The sequence below is a fragment of the Nocardiopsis sp. NPDC058789 genome, assembly GCF_042745575.1.
Classification (GTDB): Bacteria; Actinomycetota; Actinomycetes; order Streptosporangiales; family Streptosporangiaceae; genus Nocardiopsis; species Nocardiopsis eucommiae.
Genome location: NZ_JBHYOW010000002.1, coordinates 434,669 through 456,753, shown reverse-complemented (window position 1 = coordinate 456,753; position 22,085 = coordinate 434,669). Strand labels below are relative to the sequence as shown.

The following is a 22,085-nucleotide window of genomic DNA, read 5'->3' as shown; positions in this document are numbered from 1 at the left end:
CTCCGCCCCGTCCGCCCACCTGCGCGGCGTCCACTCCCTAGACTCCGAGACGATGAACGAGACGACCTCCTCCCGGCACCGGTACCGGCGCGGCGCGCGGGACTGGGTCGTGGACACCCTGATGTTCCTGACCGCCCTGGGCTTCGGACTCCTCGGCGCGGTGACCCTGCCCGGCGAACCCCCGCCGCCGGCCCCGCCCGACCCCCTGCGCGTCACCGAGCAGCTGGTCGCCCTGGCCTGCTGCGCCTCCCTGTGGTGGCGGCGCCGCTGGCCGGTGGGGATCGCGGTGGCCCTGGTCGCGGTCTCCGGGGTGTTCCCGCTGGCCGGTGGGGCGATGCTGGTCGCCCTGTTCTCCCTGTGCGTCCACCGCCCTCCGAGAGTGGGGCTCACGGTGCTCGGACTGAGCTTCCTGGCCTCCTACGTGGGCGCCCTGGTCCACCCCGACCCGTACGGGACCCCGGTGGTGACCACGTTCCTGCTGAGCGCGGTGTTCCAGGGAGCGGCGGCCGGGTGGGGCCTGTCGGTGCAGCACCGCCGCCAGCTGCTCGACTCCCTGCGGGAGCGGGCCGCGCACGCCGAGGCCGAGGCGCAGCTGCGCGCCGAACAGGCCCAGCACCGGGTCCGCGAGTCCATCGCCCGGGAGATCCACGACGTCCTCGGGCACCGTCTGTCCCTGCTCAGCGTGCACGCGGGAGCCCTGGAGTACCGGCCGGACGCCCCCGCCGAGGAGGTCGCACGGTCCGCCGGGGTGATCCGGGAGAGCGCCCACCAGGCCCTCCAGGACCTGCGCGAGGTGATCGGCGTGCTGCGCGCGCCGGTGGGCGAGCTCCCCCAGCCCACGATGGCCGACCTCGCCCAGCTGGTAGCGGAGGCCGGGGACACCGGTGCGGGGGTGGACTTCGTGGAGGAGTACTCCGGTGAGGTCCCCGAACGCACCGGGCGCACGGCGTACCGGATCGTCCAGGAGGGGCTGACCAACGCCCGCAAGCACGCGCCCGGCGCCCGCACGTCCGTGCGGATCTCGGGCTCCCCGGGCCGGGGGCTGAACGTGGAGGTGGGCAACGGACCCGCCGTCCGCACACCGGAGGCACCCGGCGGCGGCCAGGGCATGGTCGGCCTGACCGAGCGGGTCTCCCTCGCCTCCGGCCGCCTGGAGTACGGCGCGACCGCCGATGGTGGCTGGCGCCTGTCCGCCTGGCTACCGTGGCCCTCATGAGCGAAACGGAGCGGGACGTGGACCGTCGGATCGGTGTGGTGATCGTCGACGACGACGCCCTGGTGCGGGTCGGCCTGGTGATGATGATGGGCGGCGCCCCGGACGTGCGGGTGCTCGCGGAGGCCGAGGACGGGTCCGCGGTCCAGGAGCTGGTCGAGCGGCACGCGCCGGACGTGGTCCTGATGGACATCCGCATGCCCACGGTGGACGGGCTGACCGCCACCGAGAGGCTGCGCGCGCTCCCCGACCCGCCTGAGGTGCTGGTGCTCACCACCTTCGACGCCGACGAGCACGTGCTGCGGGCCCTGCGCGCGGGGGCGGCCGGGTTCCTGCTCAAGGACACCCCGCCGGAGGAGATCGTGGAGTCGGTCCGGCGGGTGGCGCGGGGGTTCCCCGTGCTGTCCCCGAACGTCACGCGGCGGCTCATGGACCGGGTCGCCCAGAGCGACCAGGGCGGGCGCGCGGACCGGGCCCGGGCCCGCCTGTCCCTGCTGAACGCGCGGGAGACCGAGGTGGCGGTGGCGGTGGGCGAGGGGCGTTCCAACGCGGACATCGCCGCGCGGCTGTTCCTGAGCGTGCCGACGGTCAAGACCCACGTGTCCAGCGTCCTGACCAAGCTGGACCTGAACAACCGCGTGCAGATCGCCCTCCTCGTGCACGACGCCAGGCTCCTCGACGAGGGCTGACCCGCGCGGGTCCTCCCAGCTCAGCGGGGCTCCGGATCGCATACTGGTGGTGACCGGTCACGGGGACGAGGGGGGTCCATGGGCGAGCACGACGACGCCGACGTCTACGCGGAGCGGCTGATGCGCCGCGGCGCGCCCAAGGAGGGCTTCCCCCAACGGGGCACCGAGGCGCGCGTGGCCTACCAGCTGGTCCACGACGAGCTCATGCTCGACGGCGTCTCCCGGATGAACCTCGCCACCTTCTGCACCACCTGGGTGGAGCCCGAGGTGCACCGGCTCATGGACGAGTCGCTCGACAAGAACATGATCGACAAGGACGAGTACCCGCAGACGGCGGAGCTGGAGAAGCGCTGCGTGCGCATGCTGGCCGACCTGTGGCACTCCCCCGACCCCGTCGCGGCCCCGGGCACCTCCACCACCGGTTCCAGCGAGGCCGCCATGCTCGGCGGGCTCGCCGCCAAGTTCGCCTGGCGGCGGCGCCGCGCTGCGGAGGGGAAGCCCACCGACCGGCCCAACCTCGTCTGCGGCCCGGTCCAGGTGTGCTGGGAGAAGTTCGCCCGCTACTTCGACGTCGAGCTCCGCCAGGTCCCCCTGCGGGGCGACCGGTACCTGATGGAACCGGACGACGTCGACCGCCACTGCGACGAGAACACCATCATGGTGGTCTGCAACTTCGGTCAGACCTTCACGGGGCTGTTCGAGGACGTCCGGGGTATCGCCGCCGCCCTCGACCGGTTCGAGGAGCGCACCGGCCACGACATCCGCATCCACGTGGACGGCGCGAACGGCGCCTTCGTCGCCCCGTTCTCCACTCCCGACCTCGTGTGGGACTTCCGGCTGCCCCGGGTCCGCTCGATCAACGCCTCCGGGCACAAGACCGGCCTGGCCCCGCTCGGCGCGGGGTGGGCGGTCTGGCGCACCCCCGAGGACCTGCCGGAGGAGCTCGTGTTCCAGGTCAGCTACCTGGGCGGGACCGAGGCCACCTTCAGCCTGAACTTCTCGCGCCCCGGCGGGCAGGTGATCTCGCAGTACTACGACTTCGTCCGCCTGGGCCGCGAGGGCTACCGGCGCGTGCACGGCGCCCAGCTGGAGACCGCCCGGCACCTGGCCTCGCGGGTGGCCGCGATGGGCCCGTTCGAGATCATCCACGGCGGCGACCCGGACCGGGGCATCAGCGCCGTGGCGTGGCGGATGGTCGGTGACGAACCCTTCACCCTGTACGACCTGGCCGACCGCCTGCGGACCCGGGGCTGGCTGGTCCCGGCCTACCCGCTGCCCGCCGACCGCCAGGACGAGGTCATCCAGCGCGTGCTGGTGCGGCACGGGTTCAGCCACGACATGGCCGACCTGTTCCTGAACGACCTGGAGCGCGCGATCGAACACCTGCGCGGCCACCCGCCCACGCCCTCGCTCACGCGGGACGAGGCGGGCGGCTTCAACCACGGCGCCGGATCGACCGTCCTCCCTCCGGGAACCTAGGAGGCGGGTTCGAAGGACTCGGAGATGCGGTCGAGGAGCTCGTGGTTGTAGTCCTGCTCGTCGGCGCTGACGAGGAAGAGGGCGTAGCCGACGTCCTCGGTGTGGAAGCCGCGGTTGATGGCGTGCATCTCGCCGTCGCGCCCGCTGAAGGTGAACTCCCAGTCGGCGGCGCTGACGTAGTCGTCGGCCCAGCCGCCGTCCACGTCCTCGATGCCGATCAGCGAGTAGCCGGAGAAGTTCTGGCGGCCGGTCGGCTCGAAGTCGCGCCAGTCGTCACCGGCGTCGTCGTTGGGGTTGTCCGTCTGGTCCACCAGCAGGTACCCGCCGTCCGGGTTGCGGAAGTAGACCATGTGGCCCTGGCGGTCGACCTCCCAGTTCCCGGGAACGTCGACGGAGAAGCCGCTGGAGTCCTCGTGGCGGTCGAGGAAGTCCCACTGGTCGTCGGCCTCCTCCTCGTCCTCCGGCGCCTCCTCCTCGTCCGCTCCCGCGTCGCCCTCGGCGGTGTCCTCGGTCCCCTCCTCGGTGGCGGCCTCCTCCGGGGCGCCTCCGGCGGCCTGTTCCTCGCTGGAACCGGCGAGCCCGGCGTCGGCGTCGTCCGAGCGGTTCATGCTGACGAACAGCGTGGTCGCGCCGACCACCAGCAGCAGGGCGACGGCGGCGGCCGCGACCAACAGCGTCCGGCTCCGCGATCCGGCCGTGCGCTCCCGGGGCCGTCGGGGGACGGCGGCGGGCGGCGGAGCCGGGGCGGGCGCGGCCTCGGCGGCGCTGACCGCGCGGTGCACGGTGCCCTGGTCGGTCACCCGGTTCCAGTCGGAGGGGTCCTCCGGGGCCGGTTCCAGGGAGGGAGCCAGCATGGTGGTGCTGGTCGAACCGGAGTCCCGGATCTCCCGCAGGAGGGCCCGCACCTCGAGGACCGACGGCCGGTCCTCGGGACGCTTCTCCGTGAGTGCCTCCAGGACCGGTCGGAGCGCTCCCGCGTTGGGGGTCTCCGGCAGGTCCTGCGTGACGATGGCGGTCAGGGTCGCCATCGGGGTGGGGCGGTCGAACGGCAGCGAGCCCTCCACCGCCTGGTAGAGGGTGATGCCGAGCGCCCACATGTCGGAGGCGGGCGTGGCCGCGCGGCCGTGCGCGATCTCCGGGGCGAGGTAGCTCGGTGAGCCGATCAGCAGTCCGGTGCTGGTCAGGTGGGTGGAACCGTCCAGGTGGGCGATGCCGAAGTCGGTGAGGACGGCGCGGTCGTTCCCGGCGATGAGCACGTTGCCGGGCTTGATGTCGCGGTGCACGATGCCGCGGTCGTGCGCCTCGGCCAGCCCGGCGGCCATCTGCTCACCGACGTTGGCCGCACGGGGGACCTCCAGCGCGCCCTCGTCCTTGATGAGGTCCCCGAGGGAGGGCCCCCGGACGAGCTCCATCACGATCCACGGGCGGCCGTCCTCCTCGGCCACGTCGAACACCGTGATGATGGAGGGGTGGCTGAGCTGGGCGGCGCTGCGGGCCTCGCGGATCATGCGGGTGCGCAGGACGTCGACCTCGTGCGGAGGCAGGTTCGGCGGCGTGGTCAGCTCCTTGACCGCGACCGGGCGGTCGAGCAGGGTGTCCGTGCCGCGCCAGACCCGTCCCATGCCGCCCGCGCCGATGACCTCGTCCAGGCGGTACCGGTTGACCAGGACACGGCCGGGGTCGGATTCCGAACTGTTCATGTGCGCGCGATCCTCTTCGGGGGAGGTGCCCTTCCGTGGGAGGAGGGCGGGACAGGGCAGGGGTCGAGAGGGCCGGGGGACCGTGCCGAGTCTAGGATGCCGCCCCGCTCCTTGGTGCTCTCCCGAAGGTGCCAACCCCGTTCCCGCAGGGCACGAACCGCCCGCAACCCTCCCTGAGGTGCACGAATCCCGCCGGAGGTCGTCGGTGTGACCTCCGGCGGGACGGGGGCGTCGGTCAGCGCAGTCGGACCGGGAGGGCGTCGACCCCGGAGGCGATGATCGACGGCGCCGGGACCAGGTCGGCGTCGTCCACGGCCACGGCCAGGTCGGGGAAGCGCGCGAACAGGCGCGGCAGCACCTCGTTCACCTCCATCCGGGCCAGGCTCGCCCCCAGGCAGTAGTGGCGGCCGTGGGAGAAGGACAGGTGTGAGCTGTCCTCACGGGTGACGTCGAACTCCTCGGAGGTGGGCCCGTGGCGAGCGTCGTCCCGGCTGGCCGAACCGTAGCCCAGCAGAAGCGGTTCGCCCTTGGGGATCGCCACCCCCGCCAGTTCCATGTCCTCCGTGGTGTAGCGCATCGGCACGTACTGGCCGGGCGGGTCCCAGCGCAGCACCTCCTCGACGGCCTTGGACCACTCGACCTTCCCCGCCACGACCAGGTCGAGCTGGTCGCGGTGGTGCGTGAGCGCCCGCACCGCGTTGGAGATCAGGTTCATCGTGGTCTCGTAGCCGGCGCTGACGAACAGCACCAGGTTCCAGATGAGCTCGTCCTCGGTGAGCCGGTCCTCCTCGTCGCGGGCGGCGATGAGGGCGCTGGTGAGGTCGTCGCCGGGTGCGGCGCGCTTGGTCTCCACCAGTTCGGTGAGCACGCCCCACAGTTCGAGGAAGGTGGACATCGCCTCCTCGGGGGTGACGCTCTGGTCGAAGAAGACGCCGACCGGCCCGTGCAGGCGGGGCCGCGTCGCCTCGTCCACCCCGAACAGCTCGCTGATCACGGTGAGCGGCAGCGGCTGGGAGACGACGGCCCGGAGGTCCACGACCCCGTCCGGGCTCTCCTCTGCCGCCCGCTCCAGGTCGTCCAGGAGCGACTCCACGATGGCGACGACTCCCCCGCGCAGCAGTTCGACCCGGCGCGGGGTGAAGGCCTTGGAGACGAGTCGGCGCAGACGGGTGTGGTCCTCACCGTCCTTGGAGAGCATGTTCTCGTTGATGATCCACGAGATCAGCGGCCAGTCCGCCGGGATCTCCCCGGCGTTGAAGGCCGTCCAGTACTTCTTGTCCTTCTGCACACGCGGGTCGGCCAAGGCCGCGCTGACGGCCTCGTGGGTGGTCACGACCCACGCGTCAACCTCACCAGGAAGCTGGACAGGGACGACAGGGGCGATCTTCCGGAGGTGGGTGCTCTGCGCGCGGAGGTTTCCGGGCGCGAGTCCGACGCGTTCCATGGAGTTCCTTCGACGGGGGTGGGGGGCGGGGGGATCTGGGGGTTGAAGCGCACGGGAAGGGTGACGGGGATCCAGGACAGGGCGGACAGCTGCCAGCGCAGGTCCTCCGGCGGCACCTCCACCCTGAGCCCCGGCAGGCGGTCGAGGAGGGTGCGCAGCGCGACCATCGTGATCGTGGTGGCCTCCTCGCGTGCCGGGCAGCGGTGCGGTCCGGCGCCCCAGGCCACGTGGGCCCGGTTGCGGGACTCCTCCATCCGCTCCGCGTTCTCCTCCACGTAGAAGCGGTTGGCCGCCGCGAAGCCCAGCAGGATCGGGGAACCCGCCTCGATGGTGCGGCCGCCGTCGAGCGGCACGTCCACGCGCGGGTAGATGACGGGGTAGTTGGTGATGGGCGGGTCGCGCCACAGCACCCGGTCGACGATGTCGGCCAGCATCGTCGGGGAGGGCGCGCGGTCGGTCGGCGCGTTGGGGTCGGCCAGGACCTCGCGCACGCCCGCGTTGATGAGGTTGGCGGTCGGCTCGTTGGCGGCGGCGACCACCAGCAGGAGCTGCATGATCACCTCCTCGTCGGTGAGCGCGGCGCGGTGCCGGATGAGGCGGGTGGTGACGTCGTCGCCGGGGTCGCGGTGCTTGGCGGTGACCACCTCGGACAGCGCCCGTTCCGCCTGGGCGTTTGACCGCTCCGTGTCGACGCCCAGCCACAGGTTGCGCATGGCCTCCACGAAGCGCACGCCCTGGTCGCGGTCGAACCCGAACAGCTCGTTGATGACGAGCAGGGGAAGCATCCGGGCGTACTCGTTGAGGGCGTCGGCCCGGCCGCGCTCGCAGAACTGGTCGATGAGCCCGTTCGCGTAGCGTGCGGTGACCTCGACCCAGCGGTCGGAGCCGATCGCGCCGAGGCTGTCGGTGATCGCCCTGCGGTAGCGCTGGTGCTCGGTGCCGTCCACGAAGAGGGCGTTGGGGCGGGGAGCCATCATGGGCAGGACCGCCGCGTCGGCGCTGACGCGCCCCTCGTGGAAGTCCTTCCAGAGGCGGGCGTCGTGCCCGAATGTGGTGGTGTCCCGCGACCACGAGATGAGGGTGGTGTAGTCGGTGACGAGCCACCCGTGCACACCGGGTTCGAGCTCCACCGGGACCACCGGGCCGTGCTCGGCGCGCATGCGTTCGTACACGGCGTAGGGGTCGGGTCGCGCTTCGTGGTGGTACAGCTTCGCGCGGGGGCATCCAGATGTCACGGAAGGGACCTCGGCTGTGCGGGGGGCGGCTGCGGAGCTGACGTCCTCTCTCGTGCTCGTGTCGTGGACGACGCTTCGCGGGCGGGCCGCCCGGATCGACGCGGAGCCCCACGGGGGTGGGGTTCCGCGCAACCCTAGCGGCCCGCCCGCGAAGGAGGCGAGACCTGAGTCACATTGCCACTACTACGTGTCGATCTGACCGGTTCCGGCCAGTGGGCGGAACCGGCGCAACCGCTGACTGTTGGTCACCACGAACACGCTCGACAACGCCATCGCCGCACCGGCGAGCATCGGGTTGAGCAGGCCCATCGCGGCCAGGGGCAGCGCCGCGGTGTTGTAGGCGAAGGCCCAGAACAGGTTGCCCTTGATGGTGCCGAGCGTGCGCCGGGACAGCCGGACCGCGTCGGCGGCCGCCCGGAGGTCCCCCCGGACCAGGGTGAGATCGCTGGCCTCGATGGCCACGTCGGTGCCGGTGCCCATGGAGAGCCCGAGGTCGGCCTGGGCGAGCGCGGCGGCGTCGTTGACGCCGTCACCGACCATGGCGACCGTGCGGCCCTCGGACTGGAGCCGGGTGACCACGTCCACCTTGTCCTTGGGCAGAACCTCCGCGACGACCTCGTCGATGCCCACCTCGGCGGCGACCGAGCGGGCCACCGCCTCGTTGTCGCCGGTCAGCAGGATCGGGGTGAGCCCGAGGTCGCGGAACTGGCGGACCGCCTCGGCGCTGGTCGGCTTGACGGTGTCGGACACCACCAGGACGCCCCGGGCCCGGCCGTCCCAGCCGACCGCGACGGCGGTGCGGCCCTCGGACTCGGCGGCCCGCATGGCCCGGGTCAGGTCGTCGGTCAGGGGCTGGGACCACTCCTCCAGGAGCGCGGCCCGTCCCACGAGGACGGCGTGGCCCTCCACGACGCCCTGGACGCCCAGGCCCTCGACGTTGCCGAAGTCCTCCGGGGTGGGCAGGTCCCCGACCCGCACCACGGCCCCCGTGGCGACGGCGCGGGCGATGGGGTGCTCGGAGGCGTTCTCCAGGGCGCCCGCCAGGCGCAGGACCTCGTCCTCGTCCTCCCCCTCGGCGACGGTGACACCGGCCAGGGCCATCCTTCCGGTGGTGACGGTGCCGGTCTTGTCCAGCACCACGGTGTCCACCCGCCGGGTGCTCTCCAGCACCTCGGGGCCCTTGATCAGGATGCCGAGCTGGGCGCCGCGCCCGGTGCCCACCATCAGGGCCATCGGGGTGGCCAGTCCGAGGGCGCAGGGGCAGGCGATGATCAGCACGGCCACGGCGGCGGTGAAGGCCGCCCCGACCGGGTCACCGGTGCCGAGCCAGAACCCGAGCGAGGCGACGGCGATCATGATGGCGACGGGCACGAACACCCCCGAGACCCGGTCGGCGAGCCGCTGCACCGCGGCCTTGCCGTTCTGGGCGTCCTCGACCAGGCGCGCCATCTGCGCGAGCTGGGTGTCGGAGCCGACCCGGGAGGCCCGCACGACCAGTCGGCCGCCCGCGTTGACGGTGGCCCCGACCACGGCGGAGCCGGTTTCGACCTCGACCGGGACGGACTCGCCGGTGAGCATGCTCATGTCGACGGCGGAGGTGCCCTCCTCCACGGTGCCGTCCGTGGCGATCTTCTCGCCGGGGCGGACCACGAAGCGGTCACCGACCGCGAGCTGGTCCACGGGGACCAGCTCCTCGCGGGCCGCGCCGCCGGTACCGCGCAGGACGGCGACCTCCTTGGCGCCCATCTCCAGGAGCGCGCGCAGGGCCGCCCCGGCGCGGCGCTTGGAGCGCGCCTCGAAGAACTTCCCGAGGAGGATGAAGGAGGTGACGCCCGCCGCGACCTCCAGGTAGACGTTGCCGGACCCGTCGGTGCGGGCGATGGTGAACTCGAAGGGGTGGGTCATGCCCGGGGTTCCCGCCGTGCCCAGGAAGAGGGCGTAGAGGGACCACAGGAAGGCCGAGGTGACACCCAGGGAGACCAGGGTGTCCATGGTGGCGGTGCCCAGCCTGAGGTTCTTCCACGCGGCGACGTGGAAGGGCAGTGCGCCCCAGACCACGACCGGCGCGGCCAGGGCGAGCGAGGCCCACTGCCAGTAGGTGAACTGGAGTGCCGGGACCATCGCCATCGCGATGACGGGGACGGACAGCACGAGGGAGACCAGGGCGCGGTTCCACAGGGCCTGGGTGGGGTCGGCCGGGTCGGCCGCGCCGCCGGTGGTCTCGGGTTCGGTCCGTGGCACGGTGGCGGTGTAGCCCGCCCTCTCGACCTGGGCGACCAGGTCCTCGACCGGGACCGCCGCGCCCTCGAAGGTGACACGGGCCTTCTCCGTCGCGAAGTTGACGGTGGCGGTGACACCCTCCACCTTGTTGAGGCGCTTCTCCACCCGGTTGGCACAGGCCGCGCAGGTCATCCCGCCGATCGCCAGTTCCACCGGCTCCACCGCGGCGGACGCCGTCTTGCTGCTACTCATATGCCGCTCCAGGATGGTCAGTGGTCGACGCCGTCGTCGGCGTGGTCCCGCTCGGTGCCGTCGTGGTCCTGTTCGGCGGGGGCCGGGTACTCCACGCTCTCCGTGGACCCTCCGGTCTGGTCCGGCAGGACGGGGCCGACGAGCGTGCCGACCCCGAACGCCGCGACGAACACGACCACGAGACCCACCGCGTACAGCGCGAGCTTCGCGGTCACACCCATGTCAGCTCGCCACCTCGTACCCGGCCTCGTCGATCGCGGCGCGCACGGCCGCGTCGTCGATCCGGCTCTCGGCGGTGACGGTGACGCTCCTGCTCTCCAGGTCGACCTTGACGTCGGTGACGCCGGTGATCCCGCTGACCTCCTCGGTGACCGAGTTGACGCAGTGTCCGCAGCTCATGCCCTCGACGGTGTAGACGGCGGTGCTGGCCATTGCTGCCTCCTGGTGGTTCTGCCGCGCAGGTGCGCGGCCTCGCGTTCCTACGAGGCCCAATATACCCCCCTGGGGTATATGCCTGTCAAACACCGGCGCCACCTCGACGCGGAACACGCGGCCCAGCGTACCCCAGGGGGGTACCAGGAGTCGATGGAACCCCTGGCAGGAGCGGACGGGCGCACGAGAAGGGGCCCCCGCGACGCGCGCGGGGACCCCTTGGATCATCGGACACCCCGGGGCCGCCGTTCTGGCGACGTACCCGCGCTGACCGGGAGAAGTCGTGTTCCGGATACCCTCCCCCCGTTTGTCGGACACCGTCCGGGCGGCCGGAGGAGGGAGGAGCGGAAGGGGGTGACGGGGGACTGGGGGATCGGGGACTCGGCCGCGGGGGTGGGCTACTCGGCCTTGAGCTCCAGCCGGGCCACCACACGCTCACTCAGATGGTGCCCCTCCAGCGTGAACCCGGCCCTGCGGAACATCTCGACCGTGCCGGTGTAGACCTCGGCGCTGGGGGCGCGCCCGCCCGCCGTGTCCACGGGGTAGGCCTCCAGGACCCTCCCCCCGCCCGCACGGGCGTACTCGATCGCACCGTCCAGCAGGCGGCTGCCCATTCCGCGCTTGCGTCTGCGCGGCGGCAGCCAGAAGCACACCAGGGACCACACCCCGGGTTCGTCGGGATCGGCCGGGCGCAGCGTCCGCGAGCGGGACAGGCGGATGAAGTCCTCCCGCGGCGCCACAGAGACCCAGCCGCAGGGGCCGTCCCCGTCATAGGCGATCAGCCCGGGGACACGACCGTCCTGGGTCAGTCGACGCAACTCCTCCTTGTTGTCCAGACCCCGCGTGGACCGGTCGCAGGACACGCTCGCCGTGTGGTCCTTGGCGCGTCTTCGGAAGAACGTGCACCAACAGTGCCCGTACGCTCCGGTCGGTCCGAACAGGTTCTCCAGGTCATCCCACCGCTCGGCGGTGGCGGGCTCGATTGAGACGATGGACATCGGACTCCCTCGCGAGACACAACTCTGACCGCCACAACTGTGATCCAGCACACTAGCGATGATCCGCGGTGACCGAAAGAACACGGATGCCTGAAAGCTCCTACCGTTAGGGATTTGTGTGCTTTCGGAAGTGAACCCAGCGCCGCCTGAGCCGTCGGGGACCCCTGGGAAGCACACGGGGGCACGCCCGAACCGCTCGGACGCGCCCCCGTCGGCCCTCGGTCAGGAGGAGAGCCCCTCCTTCTCCCGGACCTCGGCGTCCTCGGCCGGCTCCCAGCACTCCACCCCGCGCACGTCCGGCATCCGGTCCCTGGTGAAGACCGGGTCCAGGCCCTGCTTGCGCTGGTCCGTGTAGTCCTTGAGCAGACGGCAGGCGATCACCGTCAGCGGGGTGATGGCGATCAGGTTGACCAGCGCCATCATGCCCATCGTGGTGTCCGCCAGGGTCCAGATCAGGTCGATCGAACCCAGCGACCCCAGGAAGGTGGCGACGAGGAAGACGACCTTGTAGCCGAACAGCACGTTCCCGTTGCCGGTCAGGTACTCGATGTTGGACTCGCCGTAGTAGTAGTTGCCGAGCACCGAGGTGAACGCGACCAGGAAGATGATGAGGGTCATGAGGTGCAGCGCCCAGGGCCCGAGCATGGACATCAGGGCCATCTGGGTGAGGTCGCCCTCCAGGGTGCCGTCGAGCGTCCCCTGGTAGCCGAGCAGGACGATGAAGGCGGTCACCGAGCAGACCACCAGGGTGTCCAGGTAGACGCCGAGGGTCTGCACCAGGCCCTGCTTGACCGGGTGCGAGACCGAGGCGCTGGCCGCCGCGTTCGGCGCGGAACCGAGACCGGCCTCGTTGGAGAACATGCCCCGCCGCACGCCCTGGATGATCACCACGCCCAGAGCGGCCGCCGCGAACTCGCCCAGGCCGAACGCGTTCTGGATGATCGAGGCGAACATGCCCGGCACGAGCTGCCAGTTCAGCGCCATGACGATCAGACCGATGACGATGTACAGCCCGGCGAAGAAGGGGATGAGCGCCTGCGCGGTGTTGGCGATCCGTCGGACGCCGCCGAAGATCACCAGGGCGGTGAGGACCACCAGCAGGGCACCCACGATCGCGGAGAACAGCAGGTTGGTCTCGGCACCGAGCTCACCGGCGGAGTTGGCGATCGTGTTGGTGATGGTGTTGCTCTGCACCGCGTTGAACACCATCGGGAAGGTGATGATGAGGATGATCGCGAAGACCACGGCGAGCCAGCGCTGCCCCAGGCCGCGCTCGATGTAGTAGGCGGGCCCGCCCCGGTACCCCGCCGAGTGGCGGACCTTGTACAGCTGCGCGAGCGTGGACTCCACGAAGCTCGCGCCACAGACCACCAGCGCCATCGCCCACATCCAGAAGACCGCTCCGGGACCTCCCAGGGAGATGGCGATCGAGACGCCGATGATGTTGCCCGTGCCGATCCGGGCCGCGGCCGAGATGAAGAAGGCCTGGAGCGAGGAGACCGCCTTCTTGCCGTCGGGCGCGACCTCGGGCTTGCTCTTCAGCACCCGGAACATCTCCGGGAACAGTCGGAACTGCACGAGCCCGCTCCGGACGGTGATGTACACGCTCACCACGATCAGGAGCGGGATCAGGACCCACGCCCAGAAGAAGTCGTCGTTGAAGGTGCCGATCGCGTCCGTGACGCGGGCGTCGAGGGTGGGTACTGCGTCTGCCAGTAGCACGGCGGTGGGGCTCCTTCGCTCCAAACAGGGACAACCGCCGACCCATGCCCCGAAACGGGCACGGAACACCATCCGGAGCGCACTGTACCCGGATGGTGACTCTTCCGTTATTCGGTCGTCCCGACCGCGTCACCCCTCGTGAACGAGGTCCGCGTACTCCGGGTTGCGCTCGAGGAAGGCGCGGGCGAAGGGGCAGACGGGCACGATCCGCAGTCCCCGCTCCCGGATCTCGTCCAGGGACCGGCGCATCAGCTCGCTGGCCACCCCCCGCCCCTCGACGGCGGACTCCACCTCCACGTGCGGCAGGGCCAGGACCCCCTCGGAGATGAGGTGGTAGGCGGAGAAGCCGACCACCCTGCCGTCGGCGCTCACCTCGTAGCGCGATCGTTCCGGCACGTCGACGACGGACAACTCCATGGCCACTTCCCCTGACTCGTGCGTGTCGCACGCGCGTGGCGCGCGCGTCGTGGGCCCCACAGGATGTCATGTTCCCTGCCGGACCCGCCCACGCACACCCCTCCGGGGTTCAGTGCCCCCCGAGGTGGGGGTCGGTGACGCCGCCGGGGCACGCCAGGGCGTCGATGTCCCACCCCAGCCTCCCCGCCCCGGCCCGGTAGGCGCTCTCCAGGAACCCGAGGACCGCCGCACGGGGATCGGGGTGCTCACGGGCGTCGGCGTAGCGCAGCAGTGCCAGGTGTCCGTGGCCGCTGGGCCGCCACTCCGCCTCGACGGGGCTGAGTGGCTCCTGGGTGAGCCCCTCCGGTTCGGGGGCCGCGTAGGCGTAGAAGCAGGGTTCGGGGACGTCGTCGTCACCGAACCAGAAACCGAAGCTGACCACCTCGCGCGAGTAGGCCTCGCGCACCAGTGCGCCCGCCTGCCTCGGCTGGTCGATCGGGTGCGGTGAGAAGCGGGTGACGGCGATGTCGAACGTGTGCCAGAAGTGGTGCACCGGGCTGGTCTTGCCGGAGAAGGAGGACGCGAACTCCTCCAGCACGAGGTTCACCTGGCTCAGGATCCGCCAGTACCGGTTGGCGTGCTCGGGCACGTAGGTGGCGTGCTGGACGTCCTCCGCGAAGGGGCGGCCGGTGTCCGGGAGGTCGAAGGGGGTGGCCAGCGGGACGCTGCCGTCCACGCCCAGGCTGTCCAGGGCCGACTGGAACTGGAGGTAGAACGAGGACACGGTGTGCCCCTGGAGCGGGAAGCTCGCGGTGTGCCCCTCCAGGTTCGACGCCACCAGCTCGTGACGGACGAAGTCGAAGTCCACCGTGAAGACCGGGTTGCCGTCCACCAGCCCCATCGGGCGGGACGTCACGCCCGTGCCGGTCAGGTGGAAGGGCACGTGCCACCAGTGGTTGCGGCGGGGACTGTGGGCCAGCCGGACCTTGCCGACGATCTGCTCGAAGCGGTGCAGGGTCTGCTTGGTGTCGTACCACTCGTCGAGCGGCAACGCGGGGAACAGCTCCATGGTGACGGTTCTCCTGGTCTGGTCACGTGGCGGCGCGTTCGCGCGGCGCCCGGGCGCGTCGTGGACCGGCCGGTTCACCAGCCCCGGCGGGCGGTACGCACCGCCTGTCCGGAGGCGGGCGAGTGCGGGTCACGCGTGCGGTAGAGGACGTAGGGACGGAACAGGTAGCCGATCGGCGCGCTGAACGCGTGCACGAGCCGGGTGAACGGCAGCAGCGCGAACAGGGCCAGGCCCATGAGCGCGTGCAGCTTGTAGGGAGCCTCGGCGGCCGCCATCGCGGCCACGTCCGGTCGCAGGATCCAGATCGACCGGAACCACGGCGACACCGTCTCCCGGTAGTCGCCGGAGTGCCCGCCCGCGAGCGCCACCCCGGCGAAGTAGACGGTCATGCCCAGGCCGGTCACGATGGCCAGCACCAGGACCACGTACATGAGCTTGTCGTTGCGGGTGGTGGCGCTGAAGACCGGTCCGGTGGTGCGCCTGCGCCAGATGAGCAGGGTGATCCCGGCGAGCGTGCACACGCCCGCCACGATCCCCATCGACAGCGCGACGACGTGGTACGCGGTGTCGGAGACGCCCAGCGCCCTGGTCCACGTGTCCGGGACCAGCAGGCCCACCACGTGCCCGACGATCACCACGAGCAGGCCGAAGTGGAAGAGCGGGCTGCCGATCCGCAGCAGGCGGGACTCGTACAGCTCCGAGGAACGGGTGGTCCAGCCGAACCGGTCGTAGCGGTAGCGCCACACCAGCCCTCCCACCACGAGCACCAGCACCACGTACGGCAGCACGCCCCACAGGACGAGGTCGACCGGCCCCGTCGACCCGGAGCTCACCGCGGTCGCCTGGTCACGTCGGTCAGGGGCAGCGGGACCCGGGGGCGCGCGCCGTAGGGCTCCATGCCCACGTCCTCGGCGGGAGGCCCCTGCTGGGCCAGCAGGCGCACGCGCTCCTCGTCCGCGCGGCGGGGCGCCGGCAGCGTGTGCCGGACCGCGTCGACCACCCGCGCGTAGGGCGTGCCGTGCTCCTCCAGGGACCGGGAGAGCAGGTCCAGGCCCGAGCGGAAGTCCACCAGCAGCTCCTGCCCGGCCTCGGCGTCCCCCCGGGCCGCGAACTCCAGCATGACCGCCAGGTGGTCCGGCAGCTCGCGGGCGTGCACCCGCCACCCCGCCTCGCGGTAGACCCGCTTGATCTCGGCCAGCGCGTGGCCCCGGCGCCGGGTGTCGCCGTCGGTGTAGTAGGTCATGTGGAGCGCGCGGCGGCGGCGCAGGTCGAACACGTCCACGTAGTGTTCGGCCAGTTCCAGTTCGGGCGTGCTGGAGGCGTGTTCGCAGAACTCCAGCAGGAGGGTCCGGGGCTGGCCCTTCGGCAGTTCGGCGACGGCGCGCGCGGCTAGCGGGAGCCGTTCGAAGAAGAGGGCGTCCGGGTAGCCGAGCAGGACGGACGCCGCCTGGTGGGTGACCGCCCGGGCGTGCGCCCTGCGTGCCTCCCGGCCGGCGCCGAGCCAGCCCGTGCGCCCCGGGCCGTCCGGGTCGCGGCCGTCCTGGCTCGGGATCACCGGGCGGGCGCCGAGGCCCTCGCCGGAGACGCCCCCCGTGCCGTCGGTGTTGGTGTTGGTGCTCATGGTCGACCCCCTTCGGGCGGCCCGGGGTCCGCGCCCCGCCCGCCGCCGTCGTCGGTACCGCCACCCCGTCGGGGTGGGAAGAGTCCTCCGGGACGACCGTTGCCGTCCCAGTTCAGCAGGTTGACGCGGCCGTCGGTCGTGGACCCCTCGGGCCCGCCCTCGCTGGTCTGGCGGTCGCGCAGGGCGTGGAAGGTCTCCACGGTGGCGGCGTCCGGGCGCCCGGAGGCCTCCCCGAAGGGGACGTCGCCCATCCCGCCCATCCCCGGGCCGCCGTCGAAGTCGAGACTGCACCCGACCTCCTCGATGACCCCCTTGTCGGCCTCGTCCACGCCGAAGGCCGTCGGCACCACGTAGCGCTCGTCGTACCTGGCCAGCGCCAGCAGCCGGTACATGTCCTCGATCTCCGCCCCGGTCATCCCGACCGCCTCGGCGATGGACTCGTCGCGCTCCTGGCCGAGGTTGATCCGGCGCATGTACGACCGCATGGCCGCCAACCGCCGCAGCACGAGGTCCACGGGCGCGGTGTCCCCCGCCGTGAACAGTTCGGCCAGGTACTCGATCGGGATGCGCAGGGCGTCGATGGCCCCGAACAGGTGGTCGGCCTCCTCGCCGTCGTGGCCGGTCCTGGTGAGCGCGTCCACCACCGGCGACAGCGGCGGGACGTACCAGACCATCGGCATCGTCCGGAACTCCGGATGCAGCGGCAGGGCCACCCGGAAGCGCTTGGCCAGGGCGAGGATCGGGGACCTGTCGGCGGACTCCACCCAGCGGTCGGGGACGCCGTCGCGCCGGGCGGCCGCGCGCACGGCCGGGTCGGCGGGGTCGAGGAACACGTCCAGCTGCGCCTCGTAGAGGTCCCGCTCGTCCTCGACGGCCGCGGCCTCACCCACCCGGTCGGCGTCGTAGAGCACGACCCCCAGGTACCGCAGGCGCCCCACGCACGTCTCCGAGCAGATGGTGGGCATGCCCACCTCCACGCGCGGGTAGCAGAAGGTGCACTTCTCGGCCTTGCCCGTCCTGTGGTTGAAGTAGATCTTCTTGTACGGGCAGGCGGTGACGCACATGCGCCAGCCCCGGCAGCGGTCCTGGTCCACGAGCACGATGCCGTCCTCGACCCGCTTGTACAGCGCCCCGCTCGGGCAGGCGGCCACGCAGGTGGGGTTGAGGCAGTGCTCGCAGATGCGCGGCAGGTAGAACATGAAGGTCTCCTCGAAGGAGAGCTTCACCTTGTCCCCGAGCCTGCGCACGATCGGGTCCTGGGAGGCGAGTTCGGGGCCGCCGCCCAGGTCGTCGTCCCAGTTGGCGCTCCAGCTCACCCGCATGGGCTTGCCGGTGAGCGCCGAACGCGGGCTGGCCACGGGGAAGTCGTCGCCCAGGGGCGCGTTGGTCAGGGTCTCGTAGTCGTAGGTCCAGGGTTCGTAGTAGTCCTGGATGGAGGGCATGACCGGGTTGGCGAAGATGGTCGCGAGCCGCTTGATCCGCCCGCCCGCGCGCGGCACGAGCCGACCGTCGGGGCGACGGACCCAGCCGCCCTTCCACCGCTCCTGGTCCTCGTAGGTGCGGGGGTACCCCTGGCCGGGCCGGGTCTCGACGTTGTTGAACCACGCGTACTCGACACCGCTCCGGTTGGTCCACGCCTGCTTGCAGGTGACCGAGCAGGTGTGGCACCCGATGCACTTGTCGAGGTTCATGACCATGGCGACCTGCGCCATGACCCTGCCGATCGGCCTCCCCTCCGAGTCCCGGGTGGCTCCGCCCGTCCGCTCCCGGCTCCGCTCCGTCATCAGTACCGCACCTCCGTCGTCCGCTTGCGCACGACCGTGACCTCGTCGCGCTGGTTCCCGGTCGGGCCGAGGTAGTTGAAGGCGTAGGTGAACTGGGCGTAGCCGCCGATCAGGTGGGTCGGCTTGACCAGCAGGCGGGTGAGCGAGTTGTGGATGCCGCCGCGACGTCCGGTGGTCTCCGTCTTCGGCACGTCGATGGTCCGCTCCTGGGCGTGGTGCATGTACACCGTGCCGGTCGGCATGCGGTGCGAGACCACCAGGCGCGCGGCGACGACCCCGTTCCGGTTGACCGCCTCGACCCAGTCGTTGTCGGCCGCCTCGATCGCCTCGGCGTCGGCCACGCTCATCCAGATCGTGGGGCCGCCCCGGGACAGGGTCTGCATGAGCAGGTTGTCCTGGTACTCCGAGTGGATCGACCACTTGGAGTGCGGGGTCAGGTAGCGCACGACCACCTCGCGCTGTCCGGTCGGGCCGATCCGGGGCTCCCCGAACAGGCGGCCCATGTCCAGCGGGGGCCGGTAGACCGGCAGGGCCTCACCGAACTCGTGCATCCAGTCGTGGTCCAGGTAGAAGTGCTGGCGACCGGTGAGCGTGTGCCAGGGCTTGTCGTGCTCGACGTTGATGGTGAAGGGCGAGTACCGGCGGTCGGCGGCCTCCTTGCCGGACCACTCGGGGCTGCTTCCCACCGGGGTCGGGCCGTGCCGCGCGTCGTCGAAGACCACCCGGCGCCCCTCGGCGTGGTGGATCAGCTCGTCCATGTCGGTGCCGGTGCGCGCGGCCAGGCGTTCGAACCCCTGCGCGGCGAGGCGTCCGTTGCTGGTGCCGGACAGGGCGAGGATCATCTCGCAGGCCTTGACGTCGGTGTCCAGGGAGGGGCGGCCGTCAGCGACCCCGCCGCGCACGGTGCCGTTGCGCTGGCGCAGCCACTCGACCTCCTCGTCCGGGGTGAACGACACACCCTTGACGGGGAGCCCCTTCCCCTCGGCCAGCGGGCCGAGCGCAGCGAGCTTCTGGGCCACCGCCGAGTAGTTCCGGCGGACCGGGACGATGTTCGGCATGGTCCTCCCGGGGACCGGCCGCTCCCCCGCCGCCTTCCAGTCCGTCGGCACCCCGTGCGGCTGGGCGAGCTCCCCCTCGGTGTCGTGCTGGTGGGGCACCGCGACCAGGTCGGTGACCTCGCCCAGATGGTCCGCTGCCAGTTCGCTGAACACCTTCGCCAGCGCGTGGAAGGTGTCGAAGTCGGTGCGGGTCTCCCACGGGGGGTCGATCGCCGGGTTGAAGGCGTGCACGAAGGGGTGCATGTCCGTGGTGGAGAGGTCGTGCTTCTCGTACCAGGTGGCGGCGGGCAGCACGATGTCGGACAGCAGCGTGGAGCTGGTCATCCGGAAGTCCAGGGTGAGCAGCAGGTCGAGTTTGCCCTCGGGGACCTCATCCCGCCAGGTCACGTCCTCGGGCCGGTCGTCCGGTCCGGCGGGCTCCGACCGCAGGTTGGAGTGCGTGCCCAGCAGGTGCTTCAGGAAGTACTCGTTGCCCTTGGCGGAGGAACCGAACAGGTTGGACCGCCACAGCGTGAGGGTGCGGGGCCAGTTCTTCGGGTCGTCCGGGTCCTCGGCGGCGAACCGCAGCGTGCCGTCCTGGAGCTGGTCGGCCACGTACTCGGCGGGGTCCCGGTCCCGTTCGACCGCCTCCTTGCCGAGCTGGATCGGGTTGCGGTTGAAGGTCGGGTAGGACGGCATCCAGCCCATCCGGGCCGAGGCCGCCACGAGGTCGGCGGTGTGCTGCCCGCGGACCCGCCCGGGCCCGAGGGGGGACATGAGGGCGTCGGCCCGGTAGGTGTCGTAGCGCCACTGGTCGGTGTGGGAGTACCAGTAGGAGGTCCCGGCCATGAAGCGCGGCGGGCGCGACCAGTCCATGCCCGAGGCGTAGGCGGCCCAGCCGGTGGCCGTACGGCACTTCTCCTGGCCCACGTAGTGCGCCCATCCGCCGCCGTTGACCCCCTGGCAGCCGGTGAGCAGCAGCAGGGAGAGGAAGGCGCGGTAGGCGTTCTCCCCGTGGAACCACTGGTTGGTCCCTGCGCCCAGCACGATCATGGCCCGGCCGCCGCTGGCCTCGGCGGTGTCGGCGAACTCGCGGGCGATGCGCACGGCGCGGTCGGCGGGGACGGAGGTCAGGGCCTCCTGCCAGGCCGGGGTGCAGGCGGCGCCCGGGTCGTCGTACCCGTCCGGCCAGACACCGGGCAGACCGGGGCGGGACACCCCGTACTGGGCCAGGACCAGGTCGAACACGGTGGTCACCAGGCGGTCGCCCACCCTGCGGACGGGCACGCCCCGGGTGTCGACCTCGGCCGTGCCGTCGGGGGTGTCGAAGCGGGGCAGGGCGATCTCCGCCGCCTCGGCGCCCTCGGCGTAGAAGGTGAGTTCGGGGACGCGGCCCTCCAGGTCCAGGTTCCACTTCCCCTCGCCGTCCGCGCCCCAGCGGTGGCCGACGGTGCCGTTGGGGGCGACCGGCGCGTCCTCCCCCTCCGGCCAGAAGACGGGCTTCCAGTCGGGGTTGGCCTCGTCCGTGTTGCCCGGCAGATCCGAGGCGGTGAGGAACTTGCCGGGCACGAACCGCCCGTCCCGCCGGTCCAGTGTCACGAGGAAGGGCAGGTCCGTGTAGGTGCGCGCGTACTCGGTGAAGCGCGGCGTGGGCCGTTCGACGAAGCGCTCCCTGAGGATCACGTGCCCCATGGCCATCGCCAGGGCGCCGTCCGTGCCCGGGTGCGGCGCCAGCCACTCGTCGGCGAACTTGGCGGCGTCGTTGAAGTCCGGGGCGACCACCACGACCTTCTGGCCCCGGTAGCGGGCCTCGGCCATCCAGTGGGCGTCCGGAGTGCGGGTCACCGGGACGTTGGAACCCCACAGCACGAGGTAGGCGGCGTCCCACCAGTCCCCGGACTCGGGAACGTCGGTCTGGTCGCCGAACACCTGCGGGGAGGCCACCGGCAGGTCCGCGTACCAGTCGTAGAACGACAGCATCGAGCCGCCGAGCAGGTTGACGAACCGGGCGCCCACACCGTGCGAGACCATCGACATCGCGGGGATCGGCGAGAACCCGGCGATCCGGTCGGGACCGTACTCCCTGATGGTCAGGACGTGCGCGGCCGCCGCGATCTCCAGGGCCTCCTCCCAGGTGGTGCGGACCAGCCCACCCTTGCCCCGCGCCCGCTGGTAGCGGCGGCGCCGCTCGGGGTCGGTGGTGATCTCCTCCCACGCGAGGACCGGGTCACCCAGCCGCTCGCGGGCCTCCCGGTACATCTCCACGAGAACGCCGCGCGCGTAGGGATAGCGCACCCGGGTCGGAGAATAGGTGTACCAGGAAAAGGCTGCGCCGCGCGGGCACCCCCGGGGTTCGTACTCGGGGCGGTCCGGACCGACCGACGGATAATCCGTCGCCTGAGTTTCCCAGGTGATGATTCCGTCTTTGACATAAACATCCCAGGAACAGGATCCCGTGCAGTTCACCCCGTGGGTGGAACGCACCACCCGGTCGTGGCTCCACCGGTCCCGATAGAACACGTCACCCTGGCGTCCACCGTGCCTGACCTGGGCACGGTCCCCGTCGAGAGGCTCCGAACGGGTCAGGTAGTTTCCCAAACGGAGAAGGCTGTCGCCCGCTCCCGTGCGTTTACTCCGTGCCGCCATAAGGAAAACACCTCGTTTGCCCGCCCGTTGCCCGGAGCGCGGGGAGAAAGCCCAGCTCCGACCACATTCCGTTAATGAATATGCCTGTTCCGGCACGGATGTCACGTTTCCCACACCGCAAGGGGCGACAATCGCCGTCAGACCGACT

At 71.5% G+C, this 22,085-nt stretch carries 17 protein-coding genes; 3 read left to right on the top strand and 14 right to left on the bottom strand.

Annotated elements, in window-relative coordinates; translation table 11 throughout:
- Positions 1-52 precede the first annotated feature (52 nt).
- The 3 genes from ACFW3L_RS04190 to ACFW3L_RS04180 all read left to right on the top strand — a co-directional run bounded on the left by ACFW3L_RS04190 (position 53) and on the right by ACFW3L_RS04180 (position 3,381).
- Positions 53-1,216: a sensor histidine kinase gene (locus ACFW3L_RS04190; protein ID WP_378736138.1), complete on the top strand. Its 1,164-nt coding sequence runs from the start codon at positions 53-55 to the stop codon at positions 1,214-1,216.
- A complete protein-coding gene (locus tag ACFW3L_RS04185) occupies positions 1,213-1,902 on the top strand; it encodes a response regulator (RefSeq protein ID WP_378736136.1) in 690 nt (229 codons plus the stop codon). The genes ACFW3L_RS04190 and ACFW3L_RS04185 overlap by 4 nt, the downstream gene beginning before the upstream one ends.
- 78 nt (positions 1,903-1,980) lie before the next feature.
- Entirely contained in the window at positions 1,981-3,381 is a 1,401-nt protein-coding gene (locus ACFW3L_RS04180) for a glutamate decarboxylase (RefSeq protein ID WP_378736134.1), read from the top strand.
- On the opposite strand, the gene ACFW3L_RS04175 is transcribed toward ACFW3L_RS04180, so the two are convergent.
- The 14 genes from ACFW3L_RS04175 to ACFW3L_RS04110 form a co-directional block, all read right to left on the bottom strand.
- Positions 3,378-5,081, bottom strand: a complete 1,704-nt coding sequence (locus tag ACFW3L_RS04175; protein WP_378736132.1) for a serine/threonine-protein kinase — start codon at positions 5,079-5,081, stop codon at positions 3,378-3,380. The genes ACFW3L_RS04180 and ACFW3L_RS04175 overlap by 4 nt on opposite strands.
- Positions 5,082-5,316: 235 nt before the next feature.
- Entirely contained in the window at positions 5,317-6,414 is a 1,098-nt protein-coding gene (locus ACFW3L_RS04170) for a cytochrome P450 (protein ID WP_378736130.1), read from the bottom strand.
- Entirely contained in the window at positions 6,411-7,697 is a 1,287-nt protein-coding gene (locus ACFW3L_RS04165; protein ID WP_378736196.1) for a cytochrome P450, read from the bottom strand. Before ACFW3L_RS04165 ends, ACFW3L_RS04170 begins: the two co-directional genes overlap by 4 nt.
- 246 nt (positions 7,698-7,943) lie before the next feature.
- Positions 7,944-10,232, bottom strand: a complete 2,289-nt coding sequence (locus tag ACFW3L_RS04160; RefSeq protein WP_378736128.1) for a heavy metal translocating P-type ATPase — start codon at positions 10,230-10,232, stop codon at positions 7,944-7,946.
- A gap of 17 nt (positions 10,233-10,249) precedes the next feature.
- Complete coding sequence (locus tag ACFW3L_RS04155; protein WP_378736126.1) at positions 10,250-10,453, bottom strand: hypothetical protein; 204 nt, start codon at positions 10,451-10,453, stop codon at positions 10,250-10,252.
- A 1-nt stretch (position 10,454) separates the two neighbouring features.
- The gene (locus ACFW3L_RS04150; protein WP_352388309.1) at positions 10,455-10,664 is read right to left on the bottom strand and encodes a heavy-metal-associated domain-containing protein; all 210 of its coding nucleotides are present in this window, start codon (positions 10,662-10,664) and stop codon (positions 10,455-10,457) included.
- 398 nt (positions 10,665-11,062) lie between these two features.
- The gene (locus ACFW3L_RS04145) at positions 11,063-11,662 is read right to left on the bottom strand and encodes a GNAT family N-acetyltransferase (RefSeq protein WP_378736123.1); all 600 of its coding nucleotides are present in this window, start codon (positions 11,660-11,662) and stop codon (positions 11,063-11,065) included.
- Positions 11,663-11,884: 222 nt separating this feature from the next.
- Positions 11,885-13,384, bottom strand: coding sequence for an alanine/glycine:cation symporter family protein (locus ACFW3L_RS04140; protein ID WP_378736121.1), 1,500 nt, complete (start codon positions 13,382-13,384; stop codon positions 11,885-11,887).
- A gap of 129 nt (positions 13,385-13,513) precedes the next feature.
- Positions 13,514-13,801, bottom strand: a complete 288-nt coding sequence (locus ACFW3L_RS04135; RefSeq protein ID WP_378736119.1) for a GNAT family N-acetyltransferase — start codon at positions 13,799-13,801, stop codon at positions 13,514-13,516.
- Between the two features lie 109 nt (positions 13,802-13,910).
- Positions 13,911-14,849: a DUF5996 family protein gene (locus ACFW3L_RS04130; RefSeq protein WP_378736117.1), complete on the bottom strand. Its 939-nt coding sequence runs from the start codon at positions 14,847-14,849 to the stop codon at positions 13,911-13,913.
- A 74-nt stretch (positions 14,850-14,923) separates the two neighbouring features.
- Positions 14,924-15,682, bottom strand: a complete 759-nt coding sequence (gene narI / locus ACFW3L_RS04125) for a respiratory nitrate reductase subunit gamma (protein WP_378736115.1) — start codon at positions 15,680-15,682, stop codon at positions 14,924-14,926.
- On the bottom strand, positions 15,679-16,470 hold the full coding sequence (gene narJ, locus ACFW3L_RS04120) for a nitrate reductase molybdenum cofactor assembly chaperone (RefSeq protein WP_378736113.1): 792 nt from the start codon (positions 16,468-16,470) through the stop codon (positions 15,679-15,681). Before narJ ends, narI begins: the two co-directional genes overlap by 4 nt.
- Positions 16,467-18,254: a nitrate reductase subunit beta gene (gene narH, locus ACFW3L_RS04115; protein WP_378736111.1), complete on the bottom strand. Its 1,788-nt coding sequence runs from the start codon at positions 18,252-18,254 to the stop codon at positions 16,467-16,469. The genes narJ and narH overlap by 4 nt, the downstream gene beginning before the upstream one ends.
- Positions 18,254-21,937 carry a nitrate reductase subunit alpha gene (locus ACFW3L_RS04110; protein WP_378736109.1) on the bottom strand — a complete coding sequence of 1,228 codons (3,684 nt, stop codon included), beginning with the start codon at positions 21,935-21,937 and terminating at the stop codon, positions 18,254-18,256. The genes narH and ACFW3L_RS04110 overlap by 1 nt, the downstream gene beginning before the upstream one ends.
- Positions 21,938-22,085 lie beyond the last annotated feature (148 nt).

Excerpts from the sequence above, each read along its gene's own strand:
- ACFW3L_RS04160 (WP_378736128.1), bottom strand. The coding sequence starts at position 10,232 with ATGAGTAGCAGCAAGACGGCGTCCGCCGCGGTGGAGCCGGTGGAACTG.
- narJ (WP_378736113.1), bottom strand. The coding sequence starts at position 16,470 with ATGAGCACCAACACCAACACCGACGGCACGGGGGGCGTCTCCGGCGAG.
- ACFW3L_RS04185 (WP_378736136.1), top strand. The coding sequence starts at position 1,213 with ATGAGCGAAACGGAGCGGGACGTGGACCGTCGGATCGGTGTGGTGATC.
- ACFW3L_RS04110 (WP_378736109.1), bottom strand. The coding sequence starts at position 21,937 with ATGGCGGCACGGAGTAAACGCACGGGAGCGGGCGACAGCCTTCTCCGT.
- ACFW3L_RS04190 (WP_378736138.1), top strand. The coding sequence starts at position 53 with ATGAACGAGACGACCTCCTCCCGGCACCGGTACCGGCGCGGCGCGCGG.
- ACFW3L_RS04135 (WP_378736119.1), bottom strand. The coding sequence starts at position 13,801 with ATGGAGTTGTCCGTCGTCGACGTGCCGGAACGATCGCGCTACGAGGTG.
- ACFW3L_RS04150 (WP_352388309.1), bottom strand. The coding sequence starts at position 10,664 with ATGGCCAGCACCGCCGTCTACACCGTCGAGGGCATGAGCTGCGGACAC.
- ACFW3L_RS04130 (WP_378736117.1), bottom strand. The coding sequence starts at position 14,849 with ATGGAGCTGTTCCCCGCGTTGCCGCTCGACGAGTGGTACGACACCAAG.
- ACFW3L_RS04155 (WP_378736126.1), bottom strand. The coding sequence starts at position 10,453 with ATGGGTGTGACCGCGAAGCTCGCGCTGTACGCGGTGGGTCTCGTGGTC.
- ACFW3L_RS04180 (WP_378736134.1), top strand. The coding sequence starts at position 1,981 with ATGGGCGAGCACGACGACGCCGACGTCTACGCGGAGCGGCTGATGCGC.
- narH (WP_378736111.1), bottom strand. The coding sequence starts at position 18,254 with ATGACGGAGCGGAGCCGGGAGCGGACGGGCGGAGCCACCCGGGACTCG.
- ACFW3L_RS04175 (WP_378736132.1), bottom strand. The coding sequence starts at position 5,081 with ATGAACAGTTCGGAATCCGACCCCGGCCGTGTCCTGGTCAACCGGTAC.
- ACFW3L_RS04145 (WP_378736123.1), bottom strand. The coding sequence starts at position 11,662 with ATGTCCATCGTCTCAATCGAGCCCGCCACCGCCGAGCGGTGGGATGAC.